Origin of the sequence: Pelomonas parva, assembly GCF_043555835.1 — a bacterium.
Lineage (GTDB): Bacteria > Pseudomonadota > Gammaproteobacteria > Burkholderiales > Burkholderiaceae_C > Pelomonas > Pelomonas parva.
This window is the reverse complement of the sequence record NZ_JBIGHV010000005.1, coordinates 537,284-563,025: the sequence shown is the minus strand read 5'-3', so window position 1 is coordinate 563,025 and position 25,742 is coordinate 537,284. Positions and strand designations below refer to the sequence as shown.

General features: G+C 67.5%; 21 protein-coding genes and 1 pseudogene. 19 read left to right on the top strand and 3 right to left on the bottom strand.

Translation table 11 applies throughout. The annotated features are described in order from the left end of the window. A pseudogene (locus ACG00Y_RS16425) lies at positions 1-2,612 on the bottom strand (hypothetical protein); the annotation flags it as partial. Between the two features lie 51 nt (positions 2,613-2,663). Here ACG00Y_RS16425 and ACG00Y_RS16420 point away from each other — a divergent pair. From ACG00Y_RS16420 to ACG00Y_RS16410, 3 genes are read left to right on the top strand one after another with little or no spacing between them, the layout of a single operon-like run. Then, positions 2,664-2,987, top strand: a complete 324-nt coding sequence (locus tag ACG00Y_RS16420) for a hypothetical protein (protein WP_394480622.1) — start codon at positions 2,664-2,666, stop codon at positions 2,985-2,987. A gap of 31 nt (positions 2,988-3,018) precedes the next feature. Beyond that, a complete protein-coding gene (locus tag ACG00Y_RS16415; RefSeq protein WP_394480620.1) occupies positions 3,019-3,975 on the top strand; it encodes a glycosyltransferase family A protein in 957 nt (318 codons plus the stop codon). A gap of 10 nt (positions 3,976-3,985) precedes the next feature. Further along, the gene (locus ACG00Y_RS16410) at positions 3,986-5,359 is read left to right on the top strand and encodes a methyltransferase domain-containing protein (protein WP_394480618.1); all 1,374 of its coding nucleotides are present in this window, start codon (positions 3,986-3,988) and stop codon (positions 5,357-5,359) included. On the opposite strand, the gene ACG00Y_RS16405 is transcribed toward ACG00Y_RS16410, so the two are convergent. Beyond that, a complete protein-coding gene (locus tag ACG00Y_RS16405; protein ID WP_394480617.1) occupies positions 5,360-6,028 on the bottom strand; it encodes a GntR family transcriptional regulator in 669 nt (222 codons plus the stop codon). A gap of 85 nt (positions 6,029-6,113) precedes the next feature. On the opposite strand from ACG00Y_RS16405, the gene scpA reads away from it, so the two are divergent. The 10 genes from scpA to ACG00Y_RS16355 all read left to right on the top strand — a co-directional run bounded on the left by scpA (position 6,114) and on the right by ACG00Y_RS16355 (position 17,096). Beyond that, positions 6,114-8,300, top strand: coding sequence for a methylmalonyl-CoA mutase (gene scpA / locus ACG00Y_RS16400; protein ID WP_394480615.1), 2,187 nt, complete (start codon positions 6,114-6,116; stop codon positions 8,298-8,300). Beyond that, positions 8,300-8,728 carry a GNAT family N-acetyltransferase gene (locus tag ACG00Y_RS16395; protein ID WP_394480613.1) on the top strand — a complete coding sequence of 143 codons (429 nt, stop codon included), beginning with the start codon at positions 8,300-8,302 and terminating at the stop codon, positions 8,726-8,728. The genes scpA and ACG00Y_RS16395 overlap by 1 nt, the downstream gene beginning before the upstream one ends. Further along, complete coding sequence (gene meaB / locus ACG00Y_RS16390; RefSeq protein ID WP_394480611.1) at positions 8,725-9,696, top strand: methylmalonyl Co-A mutase-associated GTPase MeaB; 972 nt, start codon at positions 8,725-8,727, stop codon at positions 9,694-9,696. Before ACG00Y_RS16395 ends, meaB begins: the two co-directional genes overlap by 4 nt. Further along, positions 9,693-10,088, top strand: coding sequence for a VOC family protein (locus tag ACG00Y_RS16385; protein ID WP_394480610.1), 396 nt, complete (start codon positions 9,693-9,695; stop codon positions 10,086-10,088). The genes meaB and ACG00Y_RS16385 overlap by 4 nt, the downstream gene beginning before the upstream one ends. A 5-nt stretch (positions 10,089-10,093) precedes the next feature. Continuing rightward, complete coding sequence (locus tag ACG00Y_RS16380; RefSeq protein ID WP_394480608.1) at positions 10,094-11,626, top strand: acyl-CoA carboxylase subunit beta; 1,533 nt, start codon at positions 10,094-10,096, stop codon at positions 11,624-11,626. Between the two features lie 162 nt (positions 11,627-11,788). Next, positions 11,789-12,109: a helix-turn-helix domain-containing protein gene (locus tag ACG00Y_RS16375; RefSeq protein ID WP_394480606.1), complete on the top strand. Its 321-nt coding sequence runs from the start codon at positions 11,789-11,791 to the stop codon at positions 12,107-12,109. After that, positions 12,106-13,365, top strand: coding sequence for a type II toxin-antitoxin system HipA family toxin (locus ACG00Y_RS16370; protein WP_394480604.1), 1,260 nt, complete (start codon positions 12,106-12,108; stop codon positions 13,363-13,365). Before ACG00Y_RS16375 ends, ACG00Y_RS16370 begins: the two co-directional genes overlap by 4 nt. An 8-nt stretch (positions 13,366-13,373) precedes the next feature. After that, positions 13,374-15,419 carry an acetyl-CoA carboxylase biotin carboxylase subunit gene (locus ACG00Y_RS16365; protein ID WP_394480603.1) on the top strand — a complete coding sequence of 682 codons (2,046 nt, stop codon included), beginning with the start codon at positions 13,374-13,376 and terminating at the stop codon, positions 15,417-15,419. Continuing rightward, positions 15,412-16,611: an FAD-dependent oxidoreductase gene (locus ACG00Y_RS16360; RefSeq protein ID WP_394480602.1), complete on the top strand. Its 1,200-nt coding sequence runs from the start codon at positions 15,412-15,414 to the stop codon at positions 16,609-16,611. Before ACG00Y_RS16365 ends, ACG00Y_RS16360 begins: the two co-directional genes overlap by 8 nt. Positions 16,612-16,619: 8 nt before the next feature. Continuing rightward, positions 16,620-17,096: a VOC family protein gene (locus ACG00Y_RS16355; protein WP_394480600.1), complete on the top strand. Its 477-nt coding sequence runs from the start codon at positions 16,620-16,622 to the stop codon at positions 17,094-17,096. On the opposite strand, the gene ACG00Y_RS16350 is transcribed toward ACG00Y_RS16355, so the two are convergent. Next, positions 17,073-18,752, bottom strand: coding sequence for a vWA domain-containing protein (locus ACG00Y_RS16350; protein WP_394480598.1), 1,680 nt, complete (start codon positions 18,750-18,752; stop codon positions 17,073-17,075). The genes ACG00Y_RS16355 and ACG00Y_RS16350 overlap by 24 nt on opposite strands. 312 nt (positions 18,753-19,064) lie before the next feature. Between ACG00Y_RS16350 and ACG00Y_RS16345 the strand changes: the two genes are divergently transcribed. The 6 genes from ACG00Y_RS16345 to asd all read left to right on the top strand — a co-directional run bounded on the left by ACG00Y_RS16345 (position 19,065) and on the right by asd (position 25,735). Further along, on the top strand, positions 19,065-20,405 hold the full coding sequence (locus ACG00Y_RS16345) for a phospholipase C/P1 nuclease family protein (RefSeq protein ID WP_394480596.1): 1,341 nt from the start codon (positions 19,065-19,067) through the stop codon (positions 20,403-20,405). A gap of 81 nt (positions 20,406-20,486) precedes the next feature. Beyond that, the gene (locus ACG00Y_RS16340; RefSeq protein WP_394480594.1) at positions 20,487-21,380 is read left to right on the top strand and encodes a LysR family transcriptional regulator; all 894 of its coding nucleotides are present in this window, start codon (positions 20,487-20,489) and stop codon (positions 21,378-21,380) included. Next, a complete protein-coding gene (gene leuC / locus ACG00Y_RS16335; protein ID WP_394480593.1) occupies positions 21,377-22,789 on the top strand; it encodes a 3-isopropylmalate dehydratase large subunit in 1,413 nt (470 codons plus the stop codon). Before ACG00Y_RS16340 ends, leuC begins: the two co-directional genes overlap by 4 nt. Before the next feature lie 2 nt (positions 22,790-22,791). Then, positions 22,792-23,439 (top strand): 3-isopropylmalate dehydratase small subunit, encoded by a 648-nt coding sequence (leuD, locus tag ACG00Y_RS16330; protein ID WP_394480591.1) that lies wholly within the window; start codon positions 22,792-22,794, stop codon positions 23,437-23,439. Between the two features lies 1 nt (position 23,440). Further along, positions 23,441-24,535 (top strand): 3-isopropylmalate dehydrogenase, encoded by a 1,095-nt coding sequence (gene leuB, locus ACG00Y_RS16325; protein WP_394480589.1) that lies wholly within the window; start codon positions 23,441-23,443, stop codon positions 24,533-24,535. An 87-nt stretch (positions 24,536-24,622) separates the two neighbouring features. Beyond that, positions 24,623-25,735, top strand: coding sequence for an aspartate-semialdehyde dehydrogenase (asd, locus tag ACG00Y_RS16320; RefSeq protein WP_394480587.1), 1,113 nt, complete (start codon positions 24,623-24,625; stop codon positions 25,733-25,735). Positions 25,736-25,742 lie beyond the last annotated feature (7 nt).

The following is a 25,742-nucleotide window of genomic DNA, read 5'->3' as shown; positions in this document are numbered from 1 at the left end:
CCCTTGAGCTGCTGGGTGGTCAGCGACTGGATCTGATTGGTGGACAGCGCCTGGACCTGTTCAGTCGTGAAGGCGTCGATGTTCTCGGAGGTGATGCCGCGGATGGCGGCCGTGGTCAGCACGGCCAAGTCGGCGGTCTCGATGGCGGCCAACTGCTCGGAGGTCATCGCACCCACCTGGGCGGACGACAGCACCTTGAACTGGTCGGTGCCCAGGGCCTGCAGGTCGGCCGTTTCCATGTTGGCGATCTGAGCCGTGGTCAGGCTGGCGATTTGGGCCGTGGTCAGCGTACCGACCTGTTCGGTGGTCAGCGCGTTGAGCTGCTCGGTGGACAGCGCGCGGATCTGGGCAGTGGAGAGCGCGCGCAGGTCTTGCGTCTCCAGCGCGGCCATCTGTTCGGTGCTCAGGCCCTTGAGCTGTTGGGTGGTGATCGACTGGATCTGAGCCGTCGTCAGCGCCTGGATCTGGTCGGTCGTGAACGAGTCGATGTTCTCGGACGTGATGCCGCGGATGGCGGCCGTGGTCAGCACGGCCAGGTCGGCAGTCTCGATGGCGGCCAGCTGCTCGGAGCTCATCGCGCCGACTTGGGCGGACGACAGCACCTTGAACTGGGCCGTGTCCAGGGCCTGCAGAGAGGCCGTTTCCATGTTGGCGATCTGCGCCGTGGACAGGCTGGCGATCTGGGCCGTGGTCAGCGTGCCGACCTGTTCGGTGGTCAGCGCGTTGAGCTGCTCGGTGGACAGCGCACGGATCTGCGCCGTGGACAGGGCGCGCAGGTCCTGCGTCTCCAGCGCGGCCATCTGCTCGGTGGACAGGCCCTTGAGCTGTTGCGTGGTGATCGACTGGATCTGCGCCGTGGACAGCGCCTGGATCTGCTCGGTGGTGAAGGCGTCGATGTTCTCGGACGTGATGCCGCGGATGGCAGCCGTGGTCAGCACAGCCAGGTCGGCCGTCTCGATGGCGGCCAACTGCTCGGAGGTCATCGCACCGACCTGGGCGGACGACAGCACCTTGAACTGGTCGGTGCCCAGGGCCTGCAGGTCGGCCGTTTCCATGTTGGCGATCTGCGCCGTGGTCAGGCTAGCGATCTGGGTCGTGGTCAGCGTGCCGACCTGTTCGGTAGTCAGCGCATTGAGCTGCTCGGTGGACAGCGCGCGGATCTGGGCCGTGGACAAGGCCCGCAGGTCCTGCGTTTCTAGCGCGGCCATCTGCTCGGTGCTCAGACCCTTGAGCTGCTGCGTGGTGATCGACTGGATCTGGTTGGTGGACAGCGCCTGGATCTGGTCGGTCGTGAACGCGTCGATGTTCTCGGACGTGATGCCGCGGATGGCGGCCGTGGTCAGCACGGCCAGGTCGGCGGTCTCTATGGCGGCCAGCTGCTCGGAGCTCATCGCACCGACCTGGGCGGACGACAACACCTTGAACTGGGCCGTATCCAGGGCCTGCAGGTCGGCCGTTTCCATGTTGGCGATCTGCGCCGTGGTCAGGCTGGCGACCTGAGCCGTGGTCAGCGTGCCGACCTGTTCGGTGGTCAGCGCATTGAGCTGCTCGGTGGACAGCGCACGGATCTGGGCGGTGGAGAGGGCGCGCAGGTCCTGCGACTCCAGCGCGGCCATCTGCTCGGTGCTCAGGCCCTTGAGCTGCTGCGTAGTCAGCGACTGGATCTGGATGGTGGACAGCGCCTGGATCTGGTCGGTCGTGAACGCGTCAATGTTCTCCGACGTGATGCCGCGGATGGCGGCTGTGGTCAGCACGGCCAGATCGCCAGTCTCGATGGCGGCCAGCTGCTCGGAGGTCATCGCACCGACCTGGGCGGACGACAGCACCTTGAACTGGGCAGTGTCCAGGGCCTGCAGGTCGGCGGTCTCCATGCCGGCGATCTGTGCCGTGGACAGGCTGGCGATCTGGGTCGTGGTCAGCGCGCCGACCTGTTCGGTGGTCAGCGCGTTGAGCTGCTCGGTGGACAGCGCACGGATCTGGGCGGTGGAGAGGGCGCGCAGGTCCTGTGTCTCCAGCGCGGCCATTTGCTCGGTGGACAGGCCCTTGAGCTGCTGCGTGGTCAGCGACTGGATCTGGGCCGTGGACAGCGCCTGGACCTGTTCAGTCGTGAAGGCGTCGATGTTCTCGGAGGTGATGCCGCGAAGCGCCGACGTGCTCAGCTGACCGAGGTCTGCCGTTTCGATCGCCGCCAGTTGCTCAGAGTTCAGCGTGCCCAGCTGGCGGGAACTCAGCACCTTGAACACGTCGCTGCCCAGCGCCTGCAGGTCGGTGGTCTCCAGTGCCGAGAACTGCTGCGTCGACAGGCTGCTGATCTGCGCAGTGGTGAGCGCGGCGGCCTGCTCGCTGCCCATCGCCTGCACTTGCTCGGAGTTCATGCCCAGCAGTGCCGCGGTGGACAGTCGGGCGATGTCTTCGGTCTCGAAGAACGCGAACTGGTCCGTGCCCAGCGACTTGATCGCGAAGCTGGACAGGCTGCTCACCTGGCTGGTGGTCAAGGCCTTGATCTGGTCGGACGAGAACGCTGCCCAGTCTTCCGTGCCCAATGCACGCAAGGTCGCGGAGGTGAGGCCGGCGATCTGGTCGCTGGTGAGGCTGCTGATGATGGAAGGCATGTTCTCGTTACCTCAGGTTGGCGCGGCTTGGCGTGCTGACGGGTCTTGCCGATGCAGATGGCACTGAACCCGACGCTCGAAGGCGAACGGCGGGTCGAAATGGGACTTAGGGATGGCGGGATCTATGGGACGGATTTCGGCAACACGTTCGCCACCTTTAACTTTCGCGCGCATCTGGTGCAGCACAAAAGTGCAGGTGGTGGATTTGTACCGTCGGAGGTCGCGCTGGTATCGCCGATGGGGTGCACGGAAATTCCTCAAGCGTTAACTATTCGTTGCAATGCTAGGTCTCAGCCTTATCGGCGTTGCTTTGAACAGCTTGAGCTTCGACAGCCTGTTTTTCGCTATCAAATGGCCGTCCCGCAGCTCCAATAGCGTCGCCTAGGGAAACCCTGAGCATTAGTTCATGCATGTCACAACTCTGATCCCGGCCTACAAGACCAAATACCTCGTCGAATTGCTGACGGGCCTGGTCACGCAGACGCACCTGCCCAAGCGAGTCGTCGTTTCGGACGACAGCCCCAACGGGGAGTTCGGCACGCTGCTGCGTTCGCCGGCCATGGCGCTGGCCATGCGCAAGCTGCCGATCGAGATCCATCAGGGCCCGCGCGCGGGCGCCTACGAGAATTTCAAGCACCTGATCCAGCTGTGGGACGGCTCCAGCGAGTTCTGCCACCTGATGCTGGACGACGACGTTCTCTACCCTGACTTCTATTTGCGCCACATGATGGCGCACGCCACCGGCCACCACCCCTGCAGCATCAGCGCGCGCTGGAACAGCAACGAGCGCGGCCAGCCGGTGGAGGGCATGCCCATCCCCAAGGCGGTCTGGTTCTCCAACGACCGCACGCTGTTGCTGGACGCCACCGTGCTGTTTTCCACGACCCTGCCCGAATGCCAGAACTGGCTGGGCGAGTTTTCCAACTGCGTGATGCGCAAGGAAATGGCAGAACTGCTGTTCAAGCCCGAGTTCGGCGGCGTGTCCTATGCCGGCCTGTGGGACCTGGGCGCCTTTCTGGCGGCCAGCCTCATCAATCCGGTGGCCTACATCCAGGACCGGCTGGGCGCCTTCCGCGCCGGTGGGGAAGGGCACTCGGCCCAGATGCTGGGCAAGCACATGAAGGCCGCCCACCTGGGCTATGGGGCGCTGGCGCTGGGTGCGACGCGCATCGGCCGGCTGGGCGCGGAGCAGGCGCGGCAGTGCTATGCCGGCCTGCATGGCGCTCTGCACAACCGCTACGCGCAGGAGCCCGATGTGGCCCCCTTCGTCGACATCATGCGTCGCCTCAGCCAGGGCGACGCCACTGCCGAGGCCGAGTTCCTCCAGCACTGGAACACCTTCCTGTCCAGCCACAAATTCTGATCGGCCGCCCATGGACCCCCGCCAGATTCCCGTCGTCGTGGTGTCGTACAACTCGCCGGAGCTGATACGCAACCTGTTGGCCTCGCTGCGGCGCTTCTATGCCAACCCGGTGCACATCGTGGACGGCTCCAGCGCCGAGCACGTGGACGGCATACGCGCGGCGGTGGCGCCGTTCGACGGCGTGACGCTGCATGTGCAGGGCTACAACATCCACCACGGGCCCGGCATGGCCTGGGCCGTGCAGACGCTGCCACTGGGCCCCGTCGCGCTGTTTCTGGACAGCGACATCGTCGTGCTGCGCGACGGCTTCATCGAGGCGCTGCTGGCCGAACTGCAGCCCCAGCACTACGGCGTCGGCGGCGTGGCCTATGTGAACCGCGAGGGCTTCGACATCCCGTATGCCTACGGCGCCGTGCCCTATCTGCACCCGCCCTGCATGCTGTGCAACATCGAGGTCATGAAGCAGTGGCCCATGCCTGTCAAGCATGGCGCGCCCATGGTGGCGCCCATGCTGGCCCTGCATGACGCCGGCAGGTCCGAGCTGCTGAAGCACCTGGACTGGACGCTGAACGACGTGACGCCCGGCACCGACAAGGTCTACATCGACCACGTGGGCCGGGGCACCGTCATGAACACCCAGGGCTACCACCTGGACGAATGGATGGCCGAGGTGCGCGCCAGGCAGGCCGCCGAGGCCAAGGCCGCCGCCGAAGCGCAGGTGGCCGCCGAGCCGCGCGGCTACAACCCCTTCGTGCTGGCGCTGATCCCGGCGCAGGTGACGCGCGTCGTGGAGGTGGGCTGCAGCACCGGCGGCCTCGCCCTGGCGCTGAAGGCCAGGCGACCCGACGTGCATTTCGTCGGCCTGGAGCTGGACGCCAAGGCGGCCAACATCGCCCGCCAGCGCTGCGACGAGGTGCTGCAGGTCAACATCGACGAGGCCGGCCCGGAGTTTTTCGCGGCACTGCAGGGGCGCGACTGCTGGGTGTTCGGCGACGTGCTGGAGCATCTGCGCGACCCCTGGCGGGTGCTGGCCGAGGTGGCCAAGGTGCTGGCGCCCGGCGGCTGCGTCGTGACCAGCATTCCGAATGCCCAGCACTGGAGCGTGCAGGCGCGGCTGAACATGGGCGCCTTCCAGTACGAGGCCACCGGCCTGATGGACCGCACCCACATCCGCTGGTTCACGCGCCAGACCATGCTGCAACTGTTCGACGGCGCGGGCCTGCGCGTGGAGGCCGGTGTGCCCTGCATGGTGGAGGAGCCGCCGATCCGCGAGCAGGCGCTTGCCGGCGTGCGCCAGATGGCGTTGGCGCTGGGGCGCGACCCCGAAGAGGCGGTGCGCGACGCCTCGCCCATGCAGTACGCGATGCGCGCCGTGCGGGCCTGATCAGCGCGCCTGCGCCGTCGCAGCCAGGCCGTTCTCGAAGTGGGTGCGCATCAGCCGCGCGGTAGCCTCGGCATCGCGGGCCATCAGCGCCTGCATCAGCGCGCGATGCTCGCCCAGCGACTCGGCCAGCCGGCCCTCGCGGAACAGCGAGTGGTGGCGGTTCAGCTTCATCAGCCGGCGCAGGTCGTTGACCATCTGCTGGCGCCAGCGGTTGCCTTCGATCTGCAGGATGCGCAGGTGGAACTGCTCGTTGGCGGCGAAAAAGGCGTCGCGGTCGGGCAGCGCGGTTTCCAGCGCTTCATGCAGGGCGGCCAGCTCGGCCAGCTCCACGTCGCTCGCCAGCGCGGCCACGCGTGATGCGGCGTCGCTCTCCAGTAGCGACAGCAACTGGTAGGCCTCGCGCACGTCGCGCTCGCTCATCTCGGTCACATAGGCGCCGCGGCGCAGCTTCATCGTGACCAAGCCTTCGGCGGCCAGCACCTTCAAGGCCTCGCGCAGCGGCGTGCGGCTGATGCCCAGTTCGCCGCACAGCTTCAGCTCGTCTATCCAGGCGCCCGGCTCCAGCTCGCGGTCCAGGATGCGCTGGCGCAAGCGGTCCGCCACCTGTTCGTACAGAGCCAGGCTGGCAAGCGGGGCGGCGGTGGAGTCGGAAAGGCCGGCTGAAGGCATGGGCGCCGAGTGTAGGCTCAATCTGAATTCATAATTATGAATAACGGAGCAGCTATGATGCCGCGCCAGTTACAGGAGAGTTTCGATGTCGGACGCCAGCCAGAACGCTGAGGGCCGGGGGAACGCCCCGGAGTTCAAGACTGCCACGCTGGAGCAATGGGCCAAGGCCGCGGCCAAGTCGGCGCCCGGCGGCGACTTGGCCGCGCTGAGCTGGACGACGCCCGAAGGCCTGATCGTCAAGCCGCTCTACACGGCGGCCGACACCGCCGGTCTGCCGCATGCCGACACGCTGCCCGGCTTCGAGCCCTTCCTGCGCGGCCCGCAGCCCACCATGTATGCGGTGCGGCCCTGGACCATCCGCCAGTACGCCGGTTTCTCCACCGCCGAGGAGAGCAACGCCTTCTACCGCAAGGCGCTCGCCGCCGGCGGCCAGGGCGTGTCGGTGGCCTTCGACCTGGCCACGCATCGCGGCTACGACAGCGACCACCCGCGCGTGACCGGCGACGTCGGCAAGGCCGGCGTGGCCATCGACTCGGTGGAGGACATGAAGATCCTGTTCGACGGCATTCCGCTGGACAAGGTGTCCGTCTCGATGACGATGAACGGCGCCGTGCTGCCGGTGCTGGCCGGCTACATCGTCGCGGCGGAAGAGCAGCGTGTGGCGCAGGACCAGTTGGCCGGGACCATCCAGAACGACATCCTCAAAGAGTTCATGGTCCGCAACACCTACATCTACCCGCCGGCGCCGAGCATGCGCATCGTGGGCGACATCATCGAGTACACGGCCAAGCAGATGCCGAAGTTCAACTCGATCAGCATCTCGGGATACCACATGCAGGAGGCCGGCGCCAATCAGGCGCTGGAACTGGCCTTCACGCTGGCCGACGGCAAGGAGTATGTGAAGACGGCCATGGCCAAGGGCTTGGGCGTCGACGACTTCGCGCCGCGGCTGTCGTTCTTCTGGGCCATCGGCATGAACTTCTATCTGGAGATCGCCAAGATGCGTGCGGCGCGGCTGCTGTGGTGCCGCATCATGAAGGGCTTCGGCGCGACCAACCCCAAGAGCCTGATGCTGCGCACCCACTGCCAGACCTCGGGCTGGAGCCTGACCGCGCAGGACCCGTACAACAACGTCGTGCGCACCACCATCGAGGCCATGGCGGCGGTGTTCGGCGGCACGCAGTCCCTGCACACCAACTCGCTGGACGAAGCCATCGCGCTGCCCACCGAGTTCAGCAGCCGCATCGCGCGCAACACCCAGCTCATCATCCAGGAAGAGACCCACATCACCAGCGTCGTGGACCCCTGGGCCGGCAGCTACATGATGGAGAAGCTGACCCAGGACATGGCCGACCAGGCCTGGGCGCTGATCGAGGAGGTCGACGCGATGGGCGGCATGACCCAGGCCGTGGACTCCGGCTGGGCCAAGCTGAAGATCGAGGCCAGCGCGGCCGAGAAGCAGGCGCGCATCGATTCCGGTGCCGACGTCATCGTCGGCGTCAACAAGTACAAGCTGGCCAAGGAAGACCCCATCGACATCCTCGACGTGGACAACGTCAAGGTGCGCGACGGGCAGATCGAACGCTTGAATCGCATCAAGGCGACGCGCGATTCGGCCGCCGTCCAGTCGGCACTGGCTGCATTGACCCAGGCCGCCGAAACCGGAGAGGGCAATCTGCTGGACTTGTCCATCAAGGCGATGCGCCTGCGCGCGACGGTGGGTGAGGTGTCCGATGCGCTGGAAGCCGTCTACGGCCGCCACCGTGCCGACACGCACAAGGTCAGCGGCGTCTACGCGGCGGCCTACGACTCGGCCGAGGGCTGGGCCAAGTTGCAGGGCGAGATCGCCGCCTTCGGCGACGAATACGGCCGCCGGCCGCGCGTGATGATCGCCAAGCTTGGCCAGGACGGCCACGACCGGGGCGCCAAGGTGGTGGCCACCGCGTTTGCCGACCTTGGCTTCGACGTCGACATCGGCCCGCTGTTCCAGACGCCCGAGGAATGTGCCCGCCAGGCCATCGAGAACGACGTGCACGCGGTGGGCGTGTCCACGCTGGCCGCCGGCCACAAGACGCTGGTGCCGGCCATCATCGAAGAACTCAAGAAGCAGGGCGCCGACGACATCATCGTGTTCGTCGGCGGGGTGATTCCTGCGCAGGACTACGACTTCCTGTTCGAGGCAGGCGTCAAGGGCGTCTACGGCCCCGGCACGCCGATTCCGGCCAGCGCCAAGGATGTGCTGGAACAGATTCGCATGCGGGTGGCCGCCTGATGACGCCCACGCTGGCGCCCGTCGCCGACGCGGACTTCGAGGCCATGCTGGCACTGCGCATCCCGGCCTTGCGTGAGAGCCTGGAGCGGTTGGGCCGCTTCAGCCCGGACGTTGCGCGGGCGCGGTTGCAAAGCCAGTTCCGGCCCGAATGGATGCGGCACCTGGTCGTGGACGGCGAGCGCGTCGGCTACTTCACCGTCGAGCCGCGCGATGGCGAACTGCGGCTGCATCACCTGTATCTGGCGCCGGCCATGCAGGGGCAGGGCATAGGCGCCTGGGTGCTTGACCAGATCAAGGCGCAGGGCCTGCCGATCGCGCTGGCCGCGTTGCGCGACAGCCGCGCCAACGACTTCTATCGCCGCCATGACTTTCGCGTCGTCGAGGAGCAGGCCTTCGACATCGAATACCGCTGGGAGCCCGCAGCGTGAGCGATCTTGCTGAGCGGCTCAAGGCCGGCGAGCGCCGCGCGCTGGCCAAGGCCATCACGCTGGTCGAGTCCACGCGGGCCGACCACCGCGAGCAGGCCGACGCGCTGCTGACAGCGCTGATGCCGGCCACCGGCAACGCGCTGCGGCTGGGCATCTCCGGCGTGCCGGGCGTGGGCAAGAGCACCTTCATTGAGGCCTTCGGCCTGCTGCTGTTGGCCCTTGGCCACCGCGTCGCGGTGCTGACGGTGGACCCGTCCAGCAGCGTGTCGGGCGGCGCCATCCTGGGCGACAAGACGCGCATGGAAAAGCTGTCCATGGACCTGCGCGCCTTCATCCGCCCCAGCCCCAGCAGCGGCACGCTGGGCGGCGTGGCCGAGAAGACGCGCGAGGCCATGCTGCTGTGTGAGGCGGCGGGCTACGACATCGTCATCGTCGAGACTGTGGGCGTGGGCCAGAGTGAGACCGCGGTGGCCGGCATGACCGACCTCTACCTGCTGCTGCAGCTGCCCAATGCAGGCGACGACCTGCAGGCGATCAAGAAGGGCGTCATGGAACTGGCCGATCTCGTCGTCATCAACAAGGCCGACCTGGACCCTGCTGCCGCGATGCGCGCGCAGGCCCAGATCACGTCCGCGCTGCGGCTGCTGCCCACGCACGCCCACGCGGCGCCGCGCGTACTGCAGGTCAGCGCGCTGAAGGCCGACGGCATCGCGGCGCTGTGGGAGGCGGTCACCGCGCAGCGCGATGCCCGCCAGGCCAGCGGCGCTTGGGGCGCCAGGCGCCGCGAGCAATCGCTCGCGTGGATGTGGGAGCGCATCCAGGCCGGCCTGCGGCAGGCCTTCGTCAGTCATCCCGGCATGGCCGAGCGCCTGGAGGCCGCCACGGCCGACGTGCGCGACGGCCGCACGCCCCCCTCCACGGCGGCGCGCCAGTTGCTGGCGGCCTTCCAGCTTCGGAGCAACTCATGATCACCGGCCTGAATCACATCAACCTGCGCGCACCGGCCGAGCTGCTGGCCACGCTGCGCGACTTCTACCGCGATGTGCTGGGCCTGACGGTCGGCCCGAGGCCGGGATTCGACAGTGACGGTTACTGGCTCTATGCAGGCGGTCACGCCATCGTCCACCTGTCCACGCAACGCGCCCACGAGACGGTGCGGGGCCCGGTGAACCCGGCCGCGCCGACGACCTACGACCACACGGCCTTCTTCGGCACCGACCACCAGGCCATGGCCGCCCACCTGGCCGCCCTGGGCGTGACCTTCCACGAATCACGCTCGGACGTCACGCGCCAGCACCAGTTCTTCCTGCACGACCCCGCCGGCAACGGCGTGGAGATCAACTTCCCGTTTCAAGGCTGAACCCCATGCACGACATCCTGCAAGCACTCGAAGCCAAGCGCGCACTCGCGCGGCTCGGCGGCGGCGAGAAGCGCATTGCCGCCCAGCACGCCAAGGGCAAGCTGACCGCCCGCGAGCGGCTGGAGCTGCTGTTCGACGAGGGCAGCTTCGAGGAATGGGACATGTTCGTCGAGCACCGCTGCGTGGACTTCGGCATGGATGGCAACAAGATCCCCGGCGACGGCGTCGTGACCGGCTACGGCATGATCAACGGCCGCCTGGCCTTCGCCTTCAGCCAGGACTTTACCGTCTTCGGTGGCGCGCTTAGCGAGTCTCACGCCGAGAAGATCTGCAAGGTCATGGACCAGGCCATGAAGGTCGGCGCCCCGGTCATCGGACTGAACGACTCGGGCGGCGCGCGCATCCAGGAGGGTGTCGCGTCACTCGGCGGTTACGCCGACGTGTTCCAGCGCAACGCGATGGCCTCCGGCGTCATCCCGCAGATCAGCATGATCATGGGGCCCTGCGCCGGCGGCGCGGTGTACTCGCCGGCGATGACGGACTTCATCTTCATGGTGAAGGACAGCAGCTACATGTTCGTCACCGGCCCCGAGGTCGTGAAGACCGTGACGCACGAGGAAGTGACGGCCGAGGAGTTGGGCGGCGCGACGACGCACAACACGCGCAGCGGCGTGGCCGACCTGTCATTCGAGAACGACGTGGAAGCGCTGCTGATGCTGCGCCGCTTCTTCAACTACCTGCCACTGTCCAACCGCGAGAAGGCGCCGTGCCGCCCCAGCGGCGACCCGGCTGCGCGCCTGGACTACTCGCTCGACACGCTGGTGCCCGAGAACGCCAACAAACCCTATGACATCAAGGAGCTGATCCTGAAGGTCGTGGACGACGGCGACTTCTTCGAGCTGCAGCCCGACTACGCGAAGAACATCGTCACCGGCTTTGGGCGCATGGAGGGTCAGACGGTGGGCATCGTCGCCAACCAGCCGCTGGTGCTGGCCGGATGCCTGGACATCAAGAGCAGCATCAAGGCCGCGCGCTTCGTGCGCTTCTGCGACGCCTTCAGCATCCCCGTGCTGACCTTCGTCGACGTGCCCGGCTTCATGCCCGGCACTTCTCAAGAGTACGGCGGCATCATCAAGCACGGCGCCAAGCTGCTCTACGCCTATGCCGAGGCTACGGTGCCGAAGATCACCGTCATCACGCGCAAGGCCTATGGCGGCGCCTACGACGTGATGGCCTCCAAGCACCTGCGCGGCGACGTCAACTTCGCCTGGCCCAATGCCGAGATCGCCGTGATGGGCGCCAAGGGCGCGGTGGAGATTATCTTCCGCGAGGACAAGGGCGACCCCGCCAAGCTGGCCGCTCGCGAGGCCGAATACAAGGCCCGGTTCGCCAACCCCTTCATCGCCGGCAGCCGCGGCTTCATCGACGACGTCATCCAGCCGCACGAGACGAGGAAGCGCATCTGTCGCTCTCTGGCGATGTTGAAGGACAAGAAGCTGGAGAACCCGTGGCGCAAGCACGGGAACATGCCGCTGTGACGCCATGCGCATGGCCCGAATCGGAGCCGCGACGCGTCGCGCGATGCCTCGTGGTCCGCACCACACCCCCTCTGGGTGCTGGGCGGCTTCTCATATTTAATGGCTCTCCATTGAGCGATTAAGTGTGAAAATTGCATTCAACAGCTCATATGAGAGCGATTGATGATCGATCTGCTGCCTGCTCCCGCCGTCTGCATCCAGCTGGGGCAGCGCCTGCGCGCGCTGCGGCTGCTGCGCAATCTCGGCCAGGCCGAACTGGCGGCGCGAGCGGGCTGTTCGCTGTCGGCTGTGCGGCGGCTGGAGGCGCAGGGGCAGGGCAGCCTGGAACTGGTGGTTCGCGTGGCCCAGGCCCTGCAAGCCGCAGAAGGCCTGGGCATGCTGTTCGAGCTGCCTGCGTTGACCAGCATCGCGCAGGCCGAGGCGCTGGCCGGCAGCCCCTCGCGCCGCCGCGCCAGCCGTCGCACCGCCGGAGCACCCAAGTGACACTGGCCAAGCTGCGCGTCGTCGACTGCGGCTGGGGCGAGCGCCTGCCACTCGGCACCTTGGCCGAAGCCGGTGGGCGGCTGCTGTTCGAGTTTTCTCCCGAAGCCATTTCGCGTGGCATCGAGGCATCACCCCTTCGCGCACCTGTGCCGCGCCCGGGCGCGCAGCCCGTGGCCGTGACCGGCCCGGCTCACAGCTACGGTCTGCCCGGCTTCATTGCCGACGCGCTGCCCGATGGCTGGGGCCTGCTGCTGATGGACCGCGCGTTGCGCCGGCGCGGGCAAGACCCGCGAACCGTCTCCGTGCTGGATCGTCTCGCGATGGTCGGCGACCGAGCGCCAGGCGCGCTCGCCTTCGAGCCGGCAGACGATGCAGATGCCGAAGGTTGGCCAGCGCTAACGCTGGAACAACTGGCACTCGACACCGCCGCCGTGCTCGCCGACGAAGGCCTGCATAGCCCCGAGCAGCAGTTGCAACGTCTGTTCCGCCTCGGCGGCTCCGCGCAAGGCGCGCGCCCGAAGGCCTTGCTGCGCTGGCACCAGCGGCAGTGGCGAGCAGATGGCCCCGGCGCCGAGGGCGAGCCCATCCTCGTCAAGTTCCCGGCGCCGGGCGAACACGCGGAGACCTGCGCCATCGAGCAGGCCTACGCCGAACTGGGCCGACTCGGAGGCATCGCCATGCCCCCAACGGCCTACCTTGCCCTGCCCAGGCCTCACGCCGCCTTCGGCACGCGTCGCTTCGACCGCGTGGGCACGTCTGCAGGCGAACATCGCGTGCCGCTGCTGAGCCTGGCCGGCCTGCTCGACGCTGACTTTCGCCTGCCGTCGCTGGACTACGCGACCTTGATGCTGGCCACGCAGCGCATCACCGGCGACTACCGCGAGGTCGTGAAGGCCTTCGAGCGTTGCGTCTTCAATGTGATGGCACACAACCGCGACGACCACGCCAAGAACTTCGCCTTCACGCGCGACGCGGCCGGCCAATGGCGCCTGTCGCCCGCGTTCGACCTGACCTTTTCCTTCGGCCCGGGCGGTGAGCACACCACCAGCATTGCAGGTGAGGGCCGCGCGCCTGGCAATGCTGACCTGATGCGCGCGGCTGAGCAGGGCGGCTTGAAGCGCGCCGATGCTCGGCGTGTCATCGCGCACTGGCGCGAGGTGTTCCAGGCGCTGCCGGGGCTGTTGTCCGACGTTCCCGTCCGTGCTTCCACGCGTCGCCAATTGCTGGCCCAGCTTCCCTCCATCTCTACAGAGTGAGACCTGCAATGTTCACCAAGATCCTCATCGCCAACCGGGGTGAAATCGCCTGCCGAGTCATCGCCACGGCGAAGAAGATGGGCATCGCCACCGTCGCCGTCTACTCCGAGGCCGACAAGGACGCCCGCCACGTCGACCTCGCCGACGAGGCCATGCTGCTCGGCCCGGCGCCTTCGCGCGAGAGCTATCTCGTCGCCGACAAGATCATTGCGGCAGCCAAGAGCACCGGCGCGCAGGCCATTCACCCCGGCTACGGCTTCCTGTCCGAGAACGAGGACTTCGCGCGCCGCGTAGAGGAGGAAGGCCTGGTCTTCATCGGCCCCAAGCACGCCAGCATCGCGGCGATGGGCGACAAGATCGCGTCCAAGAAGCTTGCACTGGCGGCCAACGTCAACACGATCCCCGGCCACAACGAGCCCATCCTGTCGGCCGAAGAGGCCGTCGGCATCGCGCAGCGAATCGGCTACCCGGTCATGATCAAGGCCAGCGCGGGCGGCGGCGGCAAGGGGCTGCGCGTGGCGTTCAACGACAAGGAGGCCTTCGAGGGCTTCACGTCCTGCCGCAACGAGGCGCGCAACAGCTTTGGCGATGACCGCGTCTTCATCGAGAAGTTCGTCGAGGAGCCGCGCCACATCGAGATCCAGGTGCTGGGCGATTCGCAGGGCCAGGTCGTCTACCTGTGGGAGCGCGAGTGCTCCATCCAGCGCCGCCACCAGAAGGTCATCGAGGAGGCGCCGTCGCCCTTCATCAGCGAGGCCACGCGCCGCGCCATGGGTGAGCAGGCCGTGGCGCTGGCCAAGGCCGTCAACTACCAAAGCGCCGGCACGGTGGAGTTCGTCGTCGGCAAGGACCAGGGCTTCTACTTCCTGGAGATGAACACGCGGCTGCAGGTGGAGCACCCGGTCACGGAGTGCATCACCGGGCTGGACCTCGTCGAGCAGATGATCCGCGTCGCGGCCGGTGAGCCGTTGTCGTTCACGCAAGACCAGATCAAGCGCGACGGCTGGGCCATCGAATGCCGCATCAACGCGGAAGACCCGTTTCGCAGCTTCCTGCCGTCCACCGGCCGGCTGGTGCGCTATCAACCGCCCGAGACGACGATGGTGCAAGCCGAGCCGCAGCGCTTCGGCGTGCGCGTGGACACCGGCGTCTACGAGGGTGGCGAGATCCCGATGTTCTACGACTCGATGATCGCCAAGCTCATCGTCCACGGCCGTGACCGCACCGAGGCCATTGCCAAGATGCGCGAGGCGCTGAACGGCTTCGTCATCCGCGGCGTGTCCAGCAACATCCCCTTCCAGGCCGCGCTGCTGGCCCACCCGGACTTTGCGAGCGGCGACTTCAACACCGGCTTCATCGCCCAGCACTACGCAGGCGGCTTCAAGGCCGAGGACGTGCCGCATGACGACCCGCTGTTCCTGGTCGCGCTGGCCGGATTCATCCGCCGCAAGGCGCGCGAGCGGGAGGCCGGTATCACCGGCCAGTTGCCGGGCCATGAGGTGCAGATCGAGCATGACTACATCGCCGTCGTGAACCTTGGCGGTGGCCACACCGAGCGCCACGCGCTGCACATCAGCGAGTTCGGCGGCGCGCTCGGCGAAGCGCTGGTGCAAGTGGGCGACAGGCCGTACCGCATCGTCAGCCGCTCGCGGCTCAATGACGTGCGCATCACCGGCACCGTCAATGGCCAGCCCTTCACGGCACAGGCCGAGCGCGGCACAGCGAAGAACCCGCTGGCCTACCGCGTCCACCACGGCGGCCTGTCCATCGAGCTGACCGTGCTGAGCCCGCGCGCGGCCGAGCTGCTTGCGCTCATGCCGTACAAGGCGCCGCCCGACACGAGCAAGCTGCTGCTGTCGCCCATGCCGGGCCTGCTGGTGCACCTGGCCGCGCAGGTCGGCCAGACCGTGCAGGCGGGTGAGCGGCTTGCCGTCATCGAGGCGATGAAGATGGAAAACATCCTCAGCGCGAGCCAGGATGTGACGGTGGCCGAGGTGCTGGCCAAGCCGGGCGAAAGCTTGTCGGTGGACCAGCCCATCCTGCGCTTTGCCTGAAGCCAGCGTCGCCATCGTCGGCGCGGGCGTTGCCGGTGCGGCGGCGGCCGTGCGTCTGGCCGAGCGCGGCATCGCCGTCACGCTCTATGAGGCCGTGCCCGAACCGCGCCCCATCGGCGCCGGCCTGCTGTTGCAGCCCACCGGCCAGCGCGTGCTGGCGGCCATGGGTCTGCTGGACGAAGCGCTGGCGCTGGGCGTGCGTGTGGACCGGCTGTTTGGCGACACGCCCTCGGGCCGGGCCGTGCTGAACATGAGCTACCAGCGCTTTCATCCCGAGGCCTACGGGCTGGGCATGCAGCGCGGTGCGCTGATGGGGCTGCTTTGGAAGCGTGTGCGCGAGCTGGGCGTGCCCTGGCATTGCGGCGCGGCGGTGGAGGGCTTCGAGCAGGACGCCGGCGGCGTGACCCTGCGCCTTGCCGGTGGTGAAACGGTTAGGCACTCTGCATTGATCCTCGCCAACGGCAGCTTCTCAAAGCTGCGCGAAGGCATGAAGGTCGCCCAGCGTGCGCGCCTCTTCCCCTGGGGCGCCGTCTGGACCGTGCTGCCCGCGCCGCCGGGCTTTCCGCAGATCGAACTGCGCCAGCGCTTCCGCTCGGCCTCGCAGATGCTGGGCCTGATGCCCGTAGGCAAGGCGGCCGCAGACGATGCAGACAGAGGCATCAATCTGTTCTGGAGCCTGCCGGTGGCCGAGCTGGACGGCTGGGAGAAGCGCATCGGCCTGGGTCATCTCAAGCAGCAGATGGCCGATCTCTTTCCCGACGTAGCGCCGTTGCTCGCCGGCCTGCACGACGCCGCCCAGCTGCGCGAGGCGCGCTACGCCGATGTGCACATGACCCGCTGGCACGATGGCCGCGTGCTGGCCATCGGCGACTGCGCTCACGGCATGAGCCCGCAGCTGGGGCAGGGCGCCAACATGGCCCTCATCGATGCGCACGAGCTGGCGGCCGAGGTCGGTGGCGATTGGCCGCAGACCTTGGCGCGCTACACCCGTCGGCGCCGCGCCCACCTGCGCTTCTACGCCCAGGCCAGCCGTGGCCTGACGCCCATGTTCCAGTCCCACGCCGTCGTCGCGCCCTGGCTGCGTGACCGCTTCTTCGGCTGGGGTGGCCGGCTGCCCTACATCCATCAACAATCCATCGCCACGCTGGCCGGCTACAAGACGGGCTGGCTGTGGGGGCGGCTCAAACTCTGAAGACCACCATGACCGACACGCGCCCCTTCCGCATCCTTGGCCTGCAGCAGATCGCCATCGGCGGTCTTGACAAGGCCAGGCTGCGCCACCTGTGGGTGGACCTGCTGGGGGTGCCGGTCACCGGCAACTTCCGCAGCGAGCGCGAGAACGTCGACGAGGACATCTGCACGTTGGGGCAGGGCGCCCATGCCGTGGAGGTGGACCTGATGCAGCCGCTGGACCCGGACAAGAAGCCGGCCGTTCATGCGACGCCGCTGAACCACGTCGGCCTGTGGGTCGACGACCTGCCCGCTGCCGTGCAGTGGCTGGAGGCGCAGGGCCTGCGCTTTGCGCCGGGTGGCATCCGCAAGGGCGCGGCCGGTCATGACATCTGCTTCGTCCACCCCAAGGGCAACGACCAGTTCCCGTTCGGCGGCGAGGGCGTGCTGATCGAGCTGGTCCAGGCGCCGCCCGATGTTGTCTCAGCGCTTCAAGCTGCCCGATAGCTCGACGAGCCGCTCAAACTCCGCCCGGTGCCCGTAGCGGTCGCCGCTGCGTGCGTCATGCGCCAGCGCGGCAATCTGCGCCGGCCCGTAGTCGCCGATCTGCGTGCTGCCGCGCAGCCACTGCCCCCAGGCCGCCACGGCGACGGCGAAGCGCAGGTCCGCGTCCGCCTTGGCCAGCGCCGGCCAGGCTGCGGCCTTGGTGATGGGCAGTTGAACGAGCTTGCTCTCCGCCTGGCCCGGCTGCTTGTAGCGCAGCTTCAGCCAGGCCAGCTCCTTCGCGTGCGGGTCGGCGGACTTGGCGTCCTTGACCTCGCCGTAGCGCAGCGGGTCCACCGTGCCCTTGGCGCCGGTGGGGATGATCTCGTACAGCGCCGTCACAGTGTGGCCGGCGCCGATGTCGCCCGCGTCCACCTTGTCGTCGTTGAACTGCTGGCGCGTCAGGTTGTTCAACTCGTAGCCGATGAGGCGGTACTCCTGCACCAACACCGGGTTGAACTCGATCTGCAGCTTCAGGTCCTGGGCGATGACGGCCAGCGTGCTGGTCATCTCGTTGACGAGCACCTTGTGCGCCTCCTGCAGCGTGTCCAGGTAGTGGTAGCTGCCGTCGCCCACGTCGGCGAGCTTCTTCATCAGCGCCTCGTTGTAGTTGCTGTCGCCCACGCCCAGCGCCGTCAGGCTCACGCCGCGCTTGCGTTCACCCTCCACCAGGGTCTTCAACTCGTCCGCGCTCGTCACGCCGATGTTGAGGTCGCCATCGGTGGCCAGCAGCACGCGGTTGATGCCTTCGCCGATGAAGCCGGCGCGGGCCTGCGCATAGGCCAGGCGGATGCCCGCCTCGCCATAGGTGCCGCCACCGGCGTTGAGCGTGTCGATGGCGGCGTGGATGGCGTCCTTGCGGTCGCCCGGCGTGGCCTCCAGCACGACGCGCGTGCCGCTGGCGTAGCTGACGATGGCGACGCGGTCCTGTGCCCGCAGTTGATTCGTCAGCAGATGCAGCGCCGAGCGCACCAGCGGCAGCCGGTCCTGCGGGCCCATGGAGCCGGACACGTCGACGAGAAAGACCAGATTGGCCGGCGGCAGGCTCTGCTTGGCCAGGTCCTGCCCCTTGACGGCGATGCGCAGCAGGCCGCGCTCGGCGTTCCATGGTGACGCGACGAGGCGGGCATCGACGGCGAACGGCGTGGCCGCGTTCGCGGCCGGTGCGGCGTAGTCGTAGCCGAAGTAGTTGACCAACTCCTCCACGCGCACCGCGTCGCGTGGGGGCAGGGCGCCGCGGTTCAGGAAGCGGCGCACATTGGCGTAGCTGCCGGTGTCGACGCTGGCGCTGAAGGTCGAGACCGGCGCCTCGGCGACGCGTTGCCAGGGGCGGTCGTCGAAGCGGGGGTACTGGGCCGTGGACGGCGGTGGCGCGATGGGGCGCGGGGGCGCGGGCATGTAGGCCGGCGCCGAAATGGCCATGCGGGGCATCGGCACCTGCTTCGCCGCGACCGGGCTGGGTGCCGGCGCCGCCTCGATGCGTTCCAGCTTGGGCGCCGTCGCTGCGTCTGGCGGTTGGGCTGCAGGTGCCTGGTTGTTGAGTTGATGCCCGCAGCCATTCAGCCCGAGGGCAATGAGCAAGGCAAGGGCGAGCCGGCGCGGGCTCACGGTGTGGGTCATGTCGAACTCCCTTGGGCAGTGAGCGCCCTGGCCACGCAACGCGCCGCTCGCCGATCGCGCCGACCTGCAGGACCCCGGGCAAACCCGAGCCATGCTGAGTGACGAAGCACCACTTCCCCAACCGCCGCTTCTGCCGCGCCTGACCTGCCCGTAATCTCAACACTGCAAATCTTGCGCGTGCTGCGCTGGGCTGACCGGCCCGTGGCACACCGGGAGGCGGGGTGGTCACGAGCGGCCCCGTGGATTCGGTCGCAAGGCTTTGCTTGGCCGCTCGGGGTCAGAATCTGCGCCTTCGCCTTTCCTGCCCACCCGATGCGCCATTTCTTGTTCTTGCTGGCCTGGCTGCCGACCTTCGCGCAGGCTTGGGGCAACCACAGCCCCATGTGCTACCGCGCCTTCGAGCGCATGCCCGAGGTCGCGAGCGCCGCCGCCGTGAAGGCCGAGCTCCTGGTCGATTTTCTGCGTGACCAGGAAGCCGCGATTGCCCGCACGCTGGACGCACAAGAGGCCTGGGCCCGTGAGCACCTGAAGGGCCACGCGCCAAGACCCGATGCGCTGCGGTTCGTGGCCGACGCCCGTCGCAGCGATGCTGACCGCCGCGCCGCCTTCCTGCGTGCGCTGCGCCTGTCGCCACACAGCAAGCTCGCGCTCTACCTGCAGGTCGACCCGCGCGACCCCGACGCCAGCCGCCCGCCGCTGGACGTTGTGCAGGTCAGCGCCGTTCCCAACAGCAAGGGCGCGACGCAGCGTTTCGTCACGCTGCAACCCGGCGATGCCGTCACGCCGCTGGCCGTGCTGGCCTCGGCCTGCGACGAGCCCGACTACGGCCATGACCTCAACCTTTTCGACGACAACCCGGGCGCGCCTTCGAACCCGTCCTACGGCTTCGGCAAGCAGCCCTTCGGCAACCCCGCCGTCGCCATCGGCTCCCAGGCGCCCTTCCACATGGGCTTCTTCCACCAAGGCGCCATCTTCAACACGCTGGCGCCCAGCTTCGCCCGCACCTTCACCGAGCTGCGCGTGCAGCAGTACGGCGGGCTGGCGGTGCTGGCCTGGCAGACCGGCCATGCCTACTGGGGTTGGCGCTTTGCCGGCCTGGCGCTGCACCACGTCGAGGACCTGACGCAGCCCTATCACGCCAGCGCCGCCCCCGGCGCCACGCTGGGTCACATGATGTGGGTCAACCTCAAGGCCCAGCTCGGCGCACCGGCGGATCGCCAAGGTCTCGTCGTGCTGCAGAGCAACCGCCACTTCGTGCTGGAGCAGTTCCAGACCCGCTGGATCATCGACGCCGCCCGCAAGCGGCAGGACGGCCCGCTGGAGACCGCGCTGCGGGACGCTGCACGCGACGCGCGCTATCCACCCTGGAGCCCGGCCTATGTCCGCGACGTGGTGGCTGCGGAGGCCTTCGCCGCCGGTCCGGCGACCGACGCGGCCGTCGTCATCGGCGCGCCGGCAAAATTTGTCACTGACCCCAATTTCGACTTTGCCGCCAACGAGTCCCAGCTCGGCCCGGCGCTTGCCCGCGACATGCAGGGGCAGCGCGACTCGCTGCAGGCGCGCATCGCCGAGCTGCTGGGCCATTTCGGCGCCCACAGCCGCAACGTGTTGCGCGGTTTGCTGAAGCAGGTAGACAGCCCAGCGACACGTTGAAGTTCGTCTTTGGCGAAATCACTATCGCTTTCTGGCGCAGAATTGCGTTCTTCGCGAAGGCTATGCTGGAGTCAAACGATCATGCGCCACGATCTCACCACCCTCAACCTCGTGCTGGCCATCGAGCAGACTCGCTCGATCACGCGCGGCGCTGCCCAGGAGCACCTGGCGCTGGCGGCCGCCAGCAAGCGGCTGTCTGACCTCGAAAGCCGCCTGGGCGTGCAGCTCTTCGAGCGCCGCGCCAGGGGTGTCGAGCCCACCGAGGCCGGTCGGGCGCTGGTGCGCCACATCCGCTCGCTGCATGCCTCCCTCTATGCGCTCGAAACCGAGGTCATGGAGTTCTCGCGCGGCATCAAGGGCCATCTGCGCATCGCCTCCAACACCAGCGCGATCGCCGAGTGCCTGCCGCCGTATCTGGTCGAGTTCTCCCAAGCCCATGCGCAGATCCGCATCAGCCTGGAGGACCTGACCAGCGCCGAGGTGCAGGCCGCCGTCGCTGAAGGCCGCGCCGATGTGGGCATCTTCACCGCGCCCGTGCTGGACAACCGCGTGCAGACCTGGGTCTTCGCCCGCAGCCGCCTCGCGGCGCTGGTGCCGCTCAAGCATCCACTGGCCGCCCGAGAGGCCGTCAGCTTCGACGACTTGCTGGCCTATGACCTCATCGGCCTGCATGCAGGTGCCAGCGCCCAGGAGTTGATGCGCGAACAGGCCGCCGCACGCGGCCAGACGCTGAACGCCCGCCTGCAGGTGCGCGGCTTCGACGGCATCGCTCAACTGGTCGAGTCGGGCCTGGGCGTGGCCGTGCTGCCCGAACAACCCGCCGAGCGCTTCACCCGCGTCTTCGGCGTGCGCTGCCTGCGACTTGAAGAGTCGTGGGCCGAGCGCGACTATTACCTGGGTGTGCTGCGCCAACAGCGCTTGCCCACCGTGGTGCAACGCTTCGTGGACACCCTCATTCCTCGCGAGAAGCAATGACTTCAAGAACGCTTTACGACAAGCTCTGGGACGAGCATGTCGTGCACTCCGAACCGGATGGCACGGCCTTGCTCTACATCGACCGCCACCTCGTGCATGAGGTGACCAGCCCGCAGGCCTTCGAAGGCCTGGACCTGGCCGGCCGCAAGGTGTGGCGCCTCAGCGCCAACCTTGCCGTCAGCGATCACAACGTGCCGACGACGGATCGTTCGCAAGGCATCGCCGACCCCATCTCCAAGCTGCAGGTCGACACGCTGGACGCCAACTGCGACCGCGTCGGCATCACGCAGTTCAAGATGACCGACAAGCGCCAGGGCATCGTGCACGTCATCGGCCCGGAGCAGGGCGCCACGTTGCCCGGGATGACCGTCGTCTGCGGCGACAGCCACACATCCACCCACGGCGCCTTCGGTGCGCTGGCGCATGGCATCGGCACCAGCGAGGTCGAGCATGTGCTGGCCACGCAGACGCTGTCGGCCAAGAAGGCCAAGAACTTGCTCGTCAAGGTCGAGGGGCAATGTCCCCAGGGCGTGGGCGCCAAGGACATCGTGCTTGCCATCATCGGCAAGATCGGCACGGCCGGCGGCAATGGCTACACCATCGAGTTCGCCGGCTCCGCCATCCGCGCGCTGAGCATGGAAGGCCGCATGACGGTGTGCAACATGGCCATCGAGGCCGGTGCCCGCGCCGGCCTGATCGCCGTGGACGACACGACGATCAACTACGTCAAGGGCCGCCCGTTCACGCCCACCGGCGTGGAGTGGGACCAGGCCGTCGCCTACTGGCGCACGCTGCATTCCGACCCCGGCGCGCACTTCGACAAGGTCGTCGAGCTCGATGCCGCGCAGATCCGCCCGCAGGTCAGCTGGGGCACCTCGCCCGAAATGGTGTTGGCCGTGGACGACCGCGTGCCTGACCCCGAGAAGGAAAAGGACGCCGTCAAGCGCGGCGCCATCGAGCGGGCGCTGACCTACATGGCGCTGGAGCCCAACAAGGCCATCAGCGACATCCATGTCGACAAGGTCTTCATCGGCTCCTGCACCAACAGCCGCATCGAGGACATGCGCGAGGCTGCAGCCGTCGTGAAGCGCGTCGGTGGGCGCCTGGCCAAGAACATCAAGCTGGCGCTCGTCGTGCCGGGCTCCGGCCTCGTCAAGGCGCAGGCCGAGGCCGAGGGCCTGGACCAGGTCTTCAAGGCTGCGGGCTTTGAATGGCGCGAGCCCGGCTGCTCCATGTGCCTGGCGATGAACGCCGACCGGCTGGAGCCGGGCGAGCGTTGCGCCTCCACCAGCAACCGCAACTTCGAAGGCCGGCAGGGCGCGGGTGGGCGCACCCACCTTGTCAGCCCGGCGATGGCTGCAGCCGCCGCAATGACCGGCCATTTCGTTGACGTTCGCACCCTGAGCTGATCATGGACAAGTTCACCATCCACAAGGGCCTCGTCGCGCCCATGGACCGCGACAACGTCGACACCGACGCCATCATCCCCAAGCAGTTCCTGAAGTCGATCAAGCGCAGTGGCTTCGGCCCCAACCTGTTCGACGAATGGCGCTACCTGGACCACGGCGAGCCCGGTCAGGACCCGGCGAGCCGCAAGCCCAACCCCGACTTCGTGCTGAACCAGCCGCGCTACGCCGGCGCCAGCGTGCTGATCGCGCGCAGCAATTTCGGCTGCGGCTCCAGCCGCGAGCACGCGCCCTGGGCGCTGCAGCAGTACGGCTTCCGCGCCATCCTGGCGCCCAGCTTCGCCGACATCTTCTTCAACAACTGCTTCAAGAACGGCCTGCTGCCCATAGCCCTGTCGGAGAGCGCCATCGCGCGCCTGTTCGACGAAGTGGCCGCCTTCCCCGGCTACCAACTGACCGTGGACCTGCCGCGCCAGGTCGTCGTGAAGCCCGACGGCGCCGAACTGCCTTTCGACATCGAGCCTTTCCGCAAGGAATGTCTGATCGGCGGTCTCGACGAGATCGGTCTAACTCTCCAGCACACCGACAAGATCCGCGCCTACGAGGCGCAACGCATTGCCAGTAAGCCCTGGCTGGCCAACCGAGTGATTTGAGATGAAGAAGATTGCAGTACTGCCGGGCGACGGCATCGGCCCGGAAATCATGGCTGAGGCCGTCAAGGTGCTGAACGCGCTGGACCTGCCCTTGCAACTCGACTGGGCCGACGTCGGTGGCAAGGCCTATGACACCAGCGGCCACCCGCTGCCTCCCGCCACGCTGAAGCTGGCGCAGGAAGCCGACGCCGTGCTGTTCGGCGCGGTCGGTGACTGGAAGTACGACAAGCTGGAGCGCTCGCTGCGCCCCGAGCAGGCCATCCTCGGCCTGCGCAAGGCCCTGGGCCTCTTCGCCAACTTCCGCCCCGCCATCTGCTATGAACAGCTGACGCACGCCTCGTCGCTGAAGCCCGAGTTGGTCGCAGGCCTCGACATCCTGTTGATCCGCGAACTCACCGGCGACATCTACTTCGGCCAGCCGCGCGGCCGCCGCACGGCCGTGGACGGCCACTTCCCCGGCGCCGACGAAGCCTTCGACACGATGCGCTACTCGCGCCCCGAGATCGAGCGCATCGCCCACGTCGCCTTCCAGGCGGCGCGCAAGCGCAGCAAGCGCCTGACCAGCGTCGACAAGGCCAATGTGCTGGAGACCTCGCAGTTTTGGAAGGACATCGTCATCGAAGTCCACGCCCAGTACCCCGACGTCGAGCTGGATCACATGTACGTTGACAACGCCGCCATGCAGCTCGTCAAGGCGCCGAAGAAGTTCGACGTGGTCGTAACCGGCAACATGTTCGGCGACATCCTCTCGGATGAGGCCGCGATGCTGACCGGCTCCATCGGCATGCTGCCGTCCGCCTCGTTGGATGCCAACAACAAGGGCCTCTACGAACCCAGCCACGGCAGCGCGCCGGACATCGCCGGCAAGGGAATCGCCAACCCGCTGGCTACAATCCTGTCCGCTGCCATGATGCTCAAGTTCTCCCTCAACCAAGCCGACGCTGCCGCTCGTATCGAGCAGGCCGTGCAGTCCGTGCTGGCCCAGGGCTTGCGCACCGCCGACATCTGGTCCGAAGGCACCTCGAAGGTTTCCACCATCGAGATGGGCGACGCTGTCGTTAAAGCCATTACGACCACGAAAACCATCAAGAGCTAAAGCTCCGTCTCGTCTCGCCCCTCCAAACCCGGCGAACGAGCCGGGGCCCGAAGTGGATGGGGTTTGGTGAACGACAAAGGAATGATGATGACGACCTTGGTAGGCCTCGTAGGCTGGCGCGGCATGGTGGGCTCAGTGCTCATGGAGCGCATGACCGCTGAGCGCGATTTCGACCTGATCGAGCCGCTGTTCTTCTCGACTTCCAACGCCGGTGGCGCTGCCCCGGCCCAGGCCAAGAACGAGAAGACGCTGCAAAACGCGTTCGACCTCGAACAGCTCAAGCGCTGCGACATCATCATCACGGCCCAGGGCGGCGACTACACATCCGAGGTCTACCCCAAGCTGCGTGCTGCGGGCTGGGCCGGCCACTGGATCGACGCCGCCTCCACGCTGCGCATGGCGGACGATGCCGTCATCATCCTGGACCCCGTCAACCGCCCGGTCATCGACCAGGCGTTGAGCAACGGCGGCAAGAACTGGATTGGTGGTAACTGCACGGTCAGCTGCATGCTGATGGGCGTGGGTGCGCTGTACAAGGCCGGCCTCGTCGAGTGGATGTCCACGCAGACCTACCAGGCCGCTTCCGGTGGTGGTGCTCAGCACATGCGCGAACTGCTGACGCAGTACGGCACGCTGAACGCCGCCGTGAAGCCGCTGCTGGACGACCCCAAGAGCGCCATCCTCGAGATCGACCGCCAGGTCATCGCCAAGCAACGCTCGCTGTCGGCCGACGAGACCGCGAACTTCGGCGTACCGCTGGGCGGCTCGCTCATCCCCTGGATCGACAAGGATCTGGGCAACGGCATGTCCAAGGAAGAATGGAAGGGCATGGCCGAGACCAACAAGATCCTCGGCTCGGACGGCATCCCCGTCGACGGCTTCTGCGTTCGCGTCGGCGCCATGCGCTGCCACAGCCAGGCGCTGACGTTCAAGCTGAAGAAGGACGTGCCGCTGGCAGACATCGAGGCCATGATCGCCGCCGACAACGCCTGGGTGAAGCTGGTGCCCAATACGCGCGAAGCCACCATCCGCGACCTGACCCCCGTGGCCGTCACCGGCACGATGACCATCCCGGTCGGCCGCGTGCGCAAGCTGGCGATGGGCCCCGAGTACGTCGGTGCCTTCACCATCGGCGACCAGCTGCTGTGGGGCGCGGCCGAGCCGCTGCGCCGCATGCTGCGCATCCTGCTGGAGCGTTGAGCCGTCT

Bases quoted from the DNA above. Each gene is read 5' to 3' on its own strand.
- ACG00Y_RS16405 (WP_394480617.1), bottom strand. From the start codon at position 6,028: ATGCCTTCAGCCGGCCTTTCCGACTCCACCGCCGCCCCGCTTGCCAGC.
- ACG00Y_RS16350 (WP_394480598.1), bottom strand. From the start codon at position 18,752: ATGACCCACACCGTGAGCCCGCGCCGGCTCGCCCTTGCCTTGCTCATT.
- scpA (WP_394480615.1), top strand. From the start codon at position 6,114: ATGTCGGACGCCAGCCAGAACGCTGAGGGCCGGGGGAACGCCCCGGAG.
- ACG00Y_RS16410 (WP_394480618.1), top strand. From the start codon at position 3,986: ATGGACCCCCGCCAGATTCCCGTCGTCGTGGTGTCGTACAACTCGCCG.
- ACG00Y_RS16415 (WP_394480620.1), top strand. From the start codon at position 3,019: ATGCATGTCACAACTCTGATCCCGGCCTACAAGACCAAATACCTCGTC.
- leuD (WP_394480591.1), top strand. From the start codon at position 22,792: ATGGACAAGTTCACCATCCACAAGGGCCTCGTCGCGCCCATGGACCGC.
- ACG00Y_RS16375 (WP_394480606.1), top strand. From the start codon at position 11,789: ATGATCGATCTGCTGCCTGCTCCCGCCGTCTGCATCCAGCTGGGGCAG.
- asd (WP_394480587.1), top strand. From the start codon at position 24,623: ATGACGACCTTGGTAGGCCTCGTAGGCTGGCGCGGCATGGTGGGCTCA.
- leuC (WP_394480593.1), top strand. From the start codon at position 21,377: ATGACTTCAAGAACGCTTTACGACAAGCTCTGGGACGAGCATGTCGTG.
- ACG00Y_RS16420 (WP_394480622.1), top strand. From the start codon at position 2,664: ATGCAGATGGCACTGAACCCGACGCTCGAAGGCGAACGGCGGGTCGAA.
- leuB (WP_394480589.1), top strand. From the start codon at position 23,441: ATGAAGAAGATTGCAGTACTGCCGGGCGACGGCATCGGCCCGGAAATC.
- ACG00Y_RS16385 (WP_394480610.1), top strand. From the start codon at position 9,693: ATGATCACCGGCCTGAATCACATCAACCTGCGCGCACCGGCCGAGCTG.
- ACG00Y_RS16345 (WP_394480596.1), top strand. From the start codon at position 19,065: ATGCGCCATTTCTTGTTCTTGCTGGCCTGGCTGCCGACCTTCGCGCAG.
- ACG00Y_RS16340 (WP_394480594.1), top strand. From the start codon at position 20,487: ATGCGCCACGATCTCACCACCCTCAACCTCGTGCTGGCCATCGAGCAG.
- ACG00Y_RS16380 (WP_394480608.1), top strand. From the start codon at position 10,094: ATGCACGACATCCTGCAAGCACTCGAAGCCAAGCGCGCACTCGCGCGG.
- ACG00Y_RS16355 (WP_394480600.1), top strand. From the start codon at position 16,620: ATGACCGACACGCGCCCCTTCCGCATCCTTGGCCTGCAGCAGATCGCC.
- ACG00Y_RS16395 (WP_394480613.1), top strand. From the start codon at position 8,300: ATGACGCCCACGCTGGCGCCCGTCGCCGACGCGGACTTCGAGGCCATG.
- ACG00Y_RS16365 (WP_394480603.1), top strand. From the start codon at position 13,374: ATGTTCACCAAGATCCTCATCGCCAACCGGGGTGAAATCGCCTGCCGA.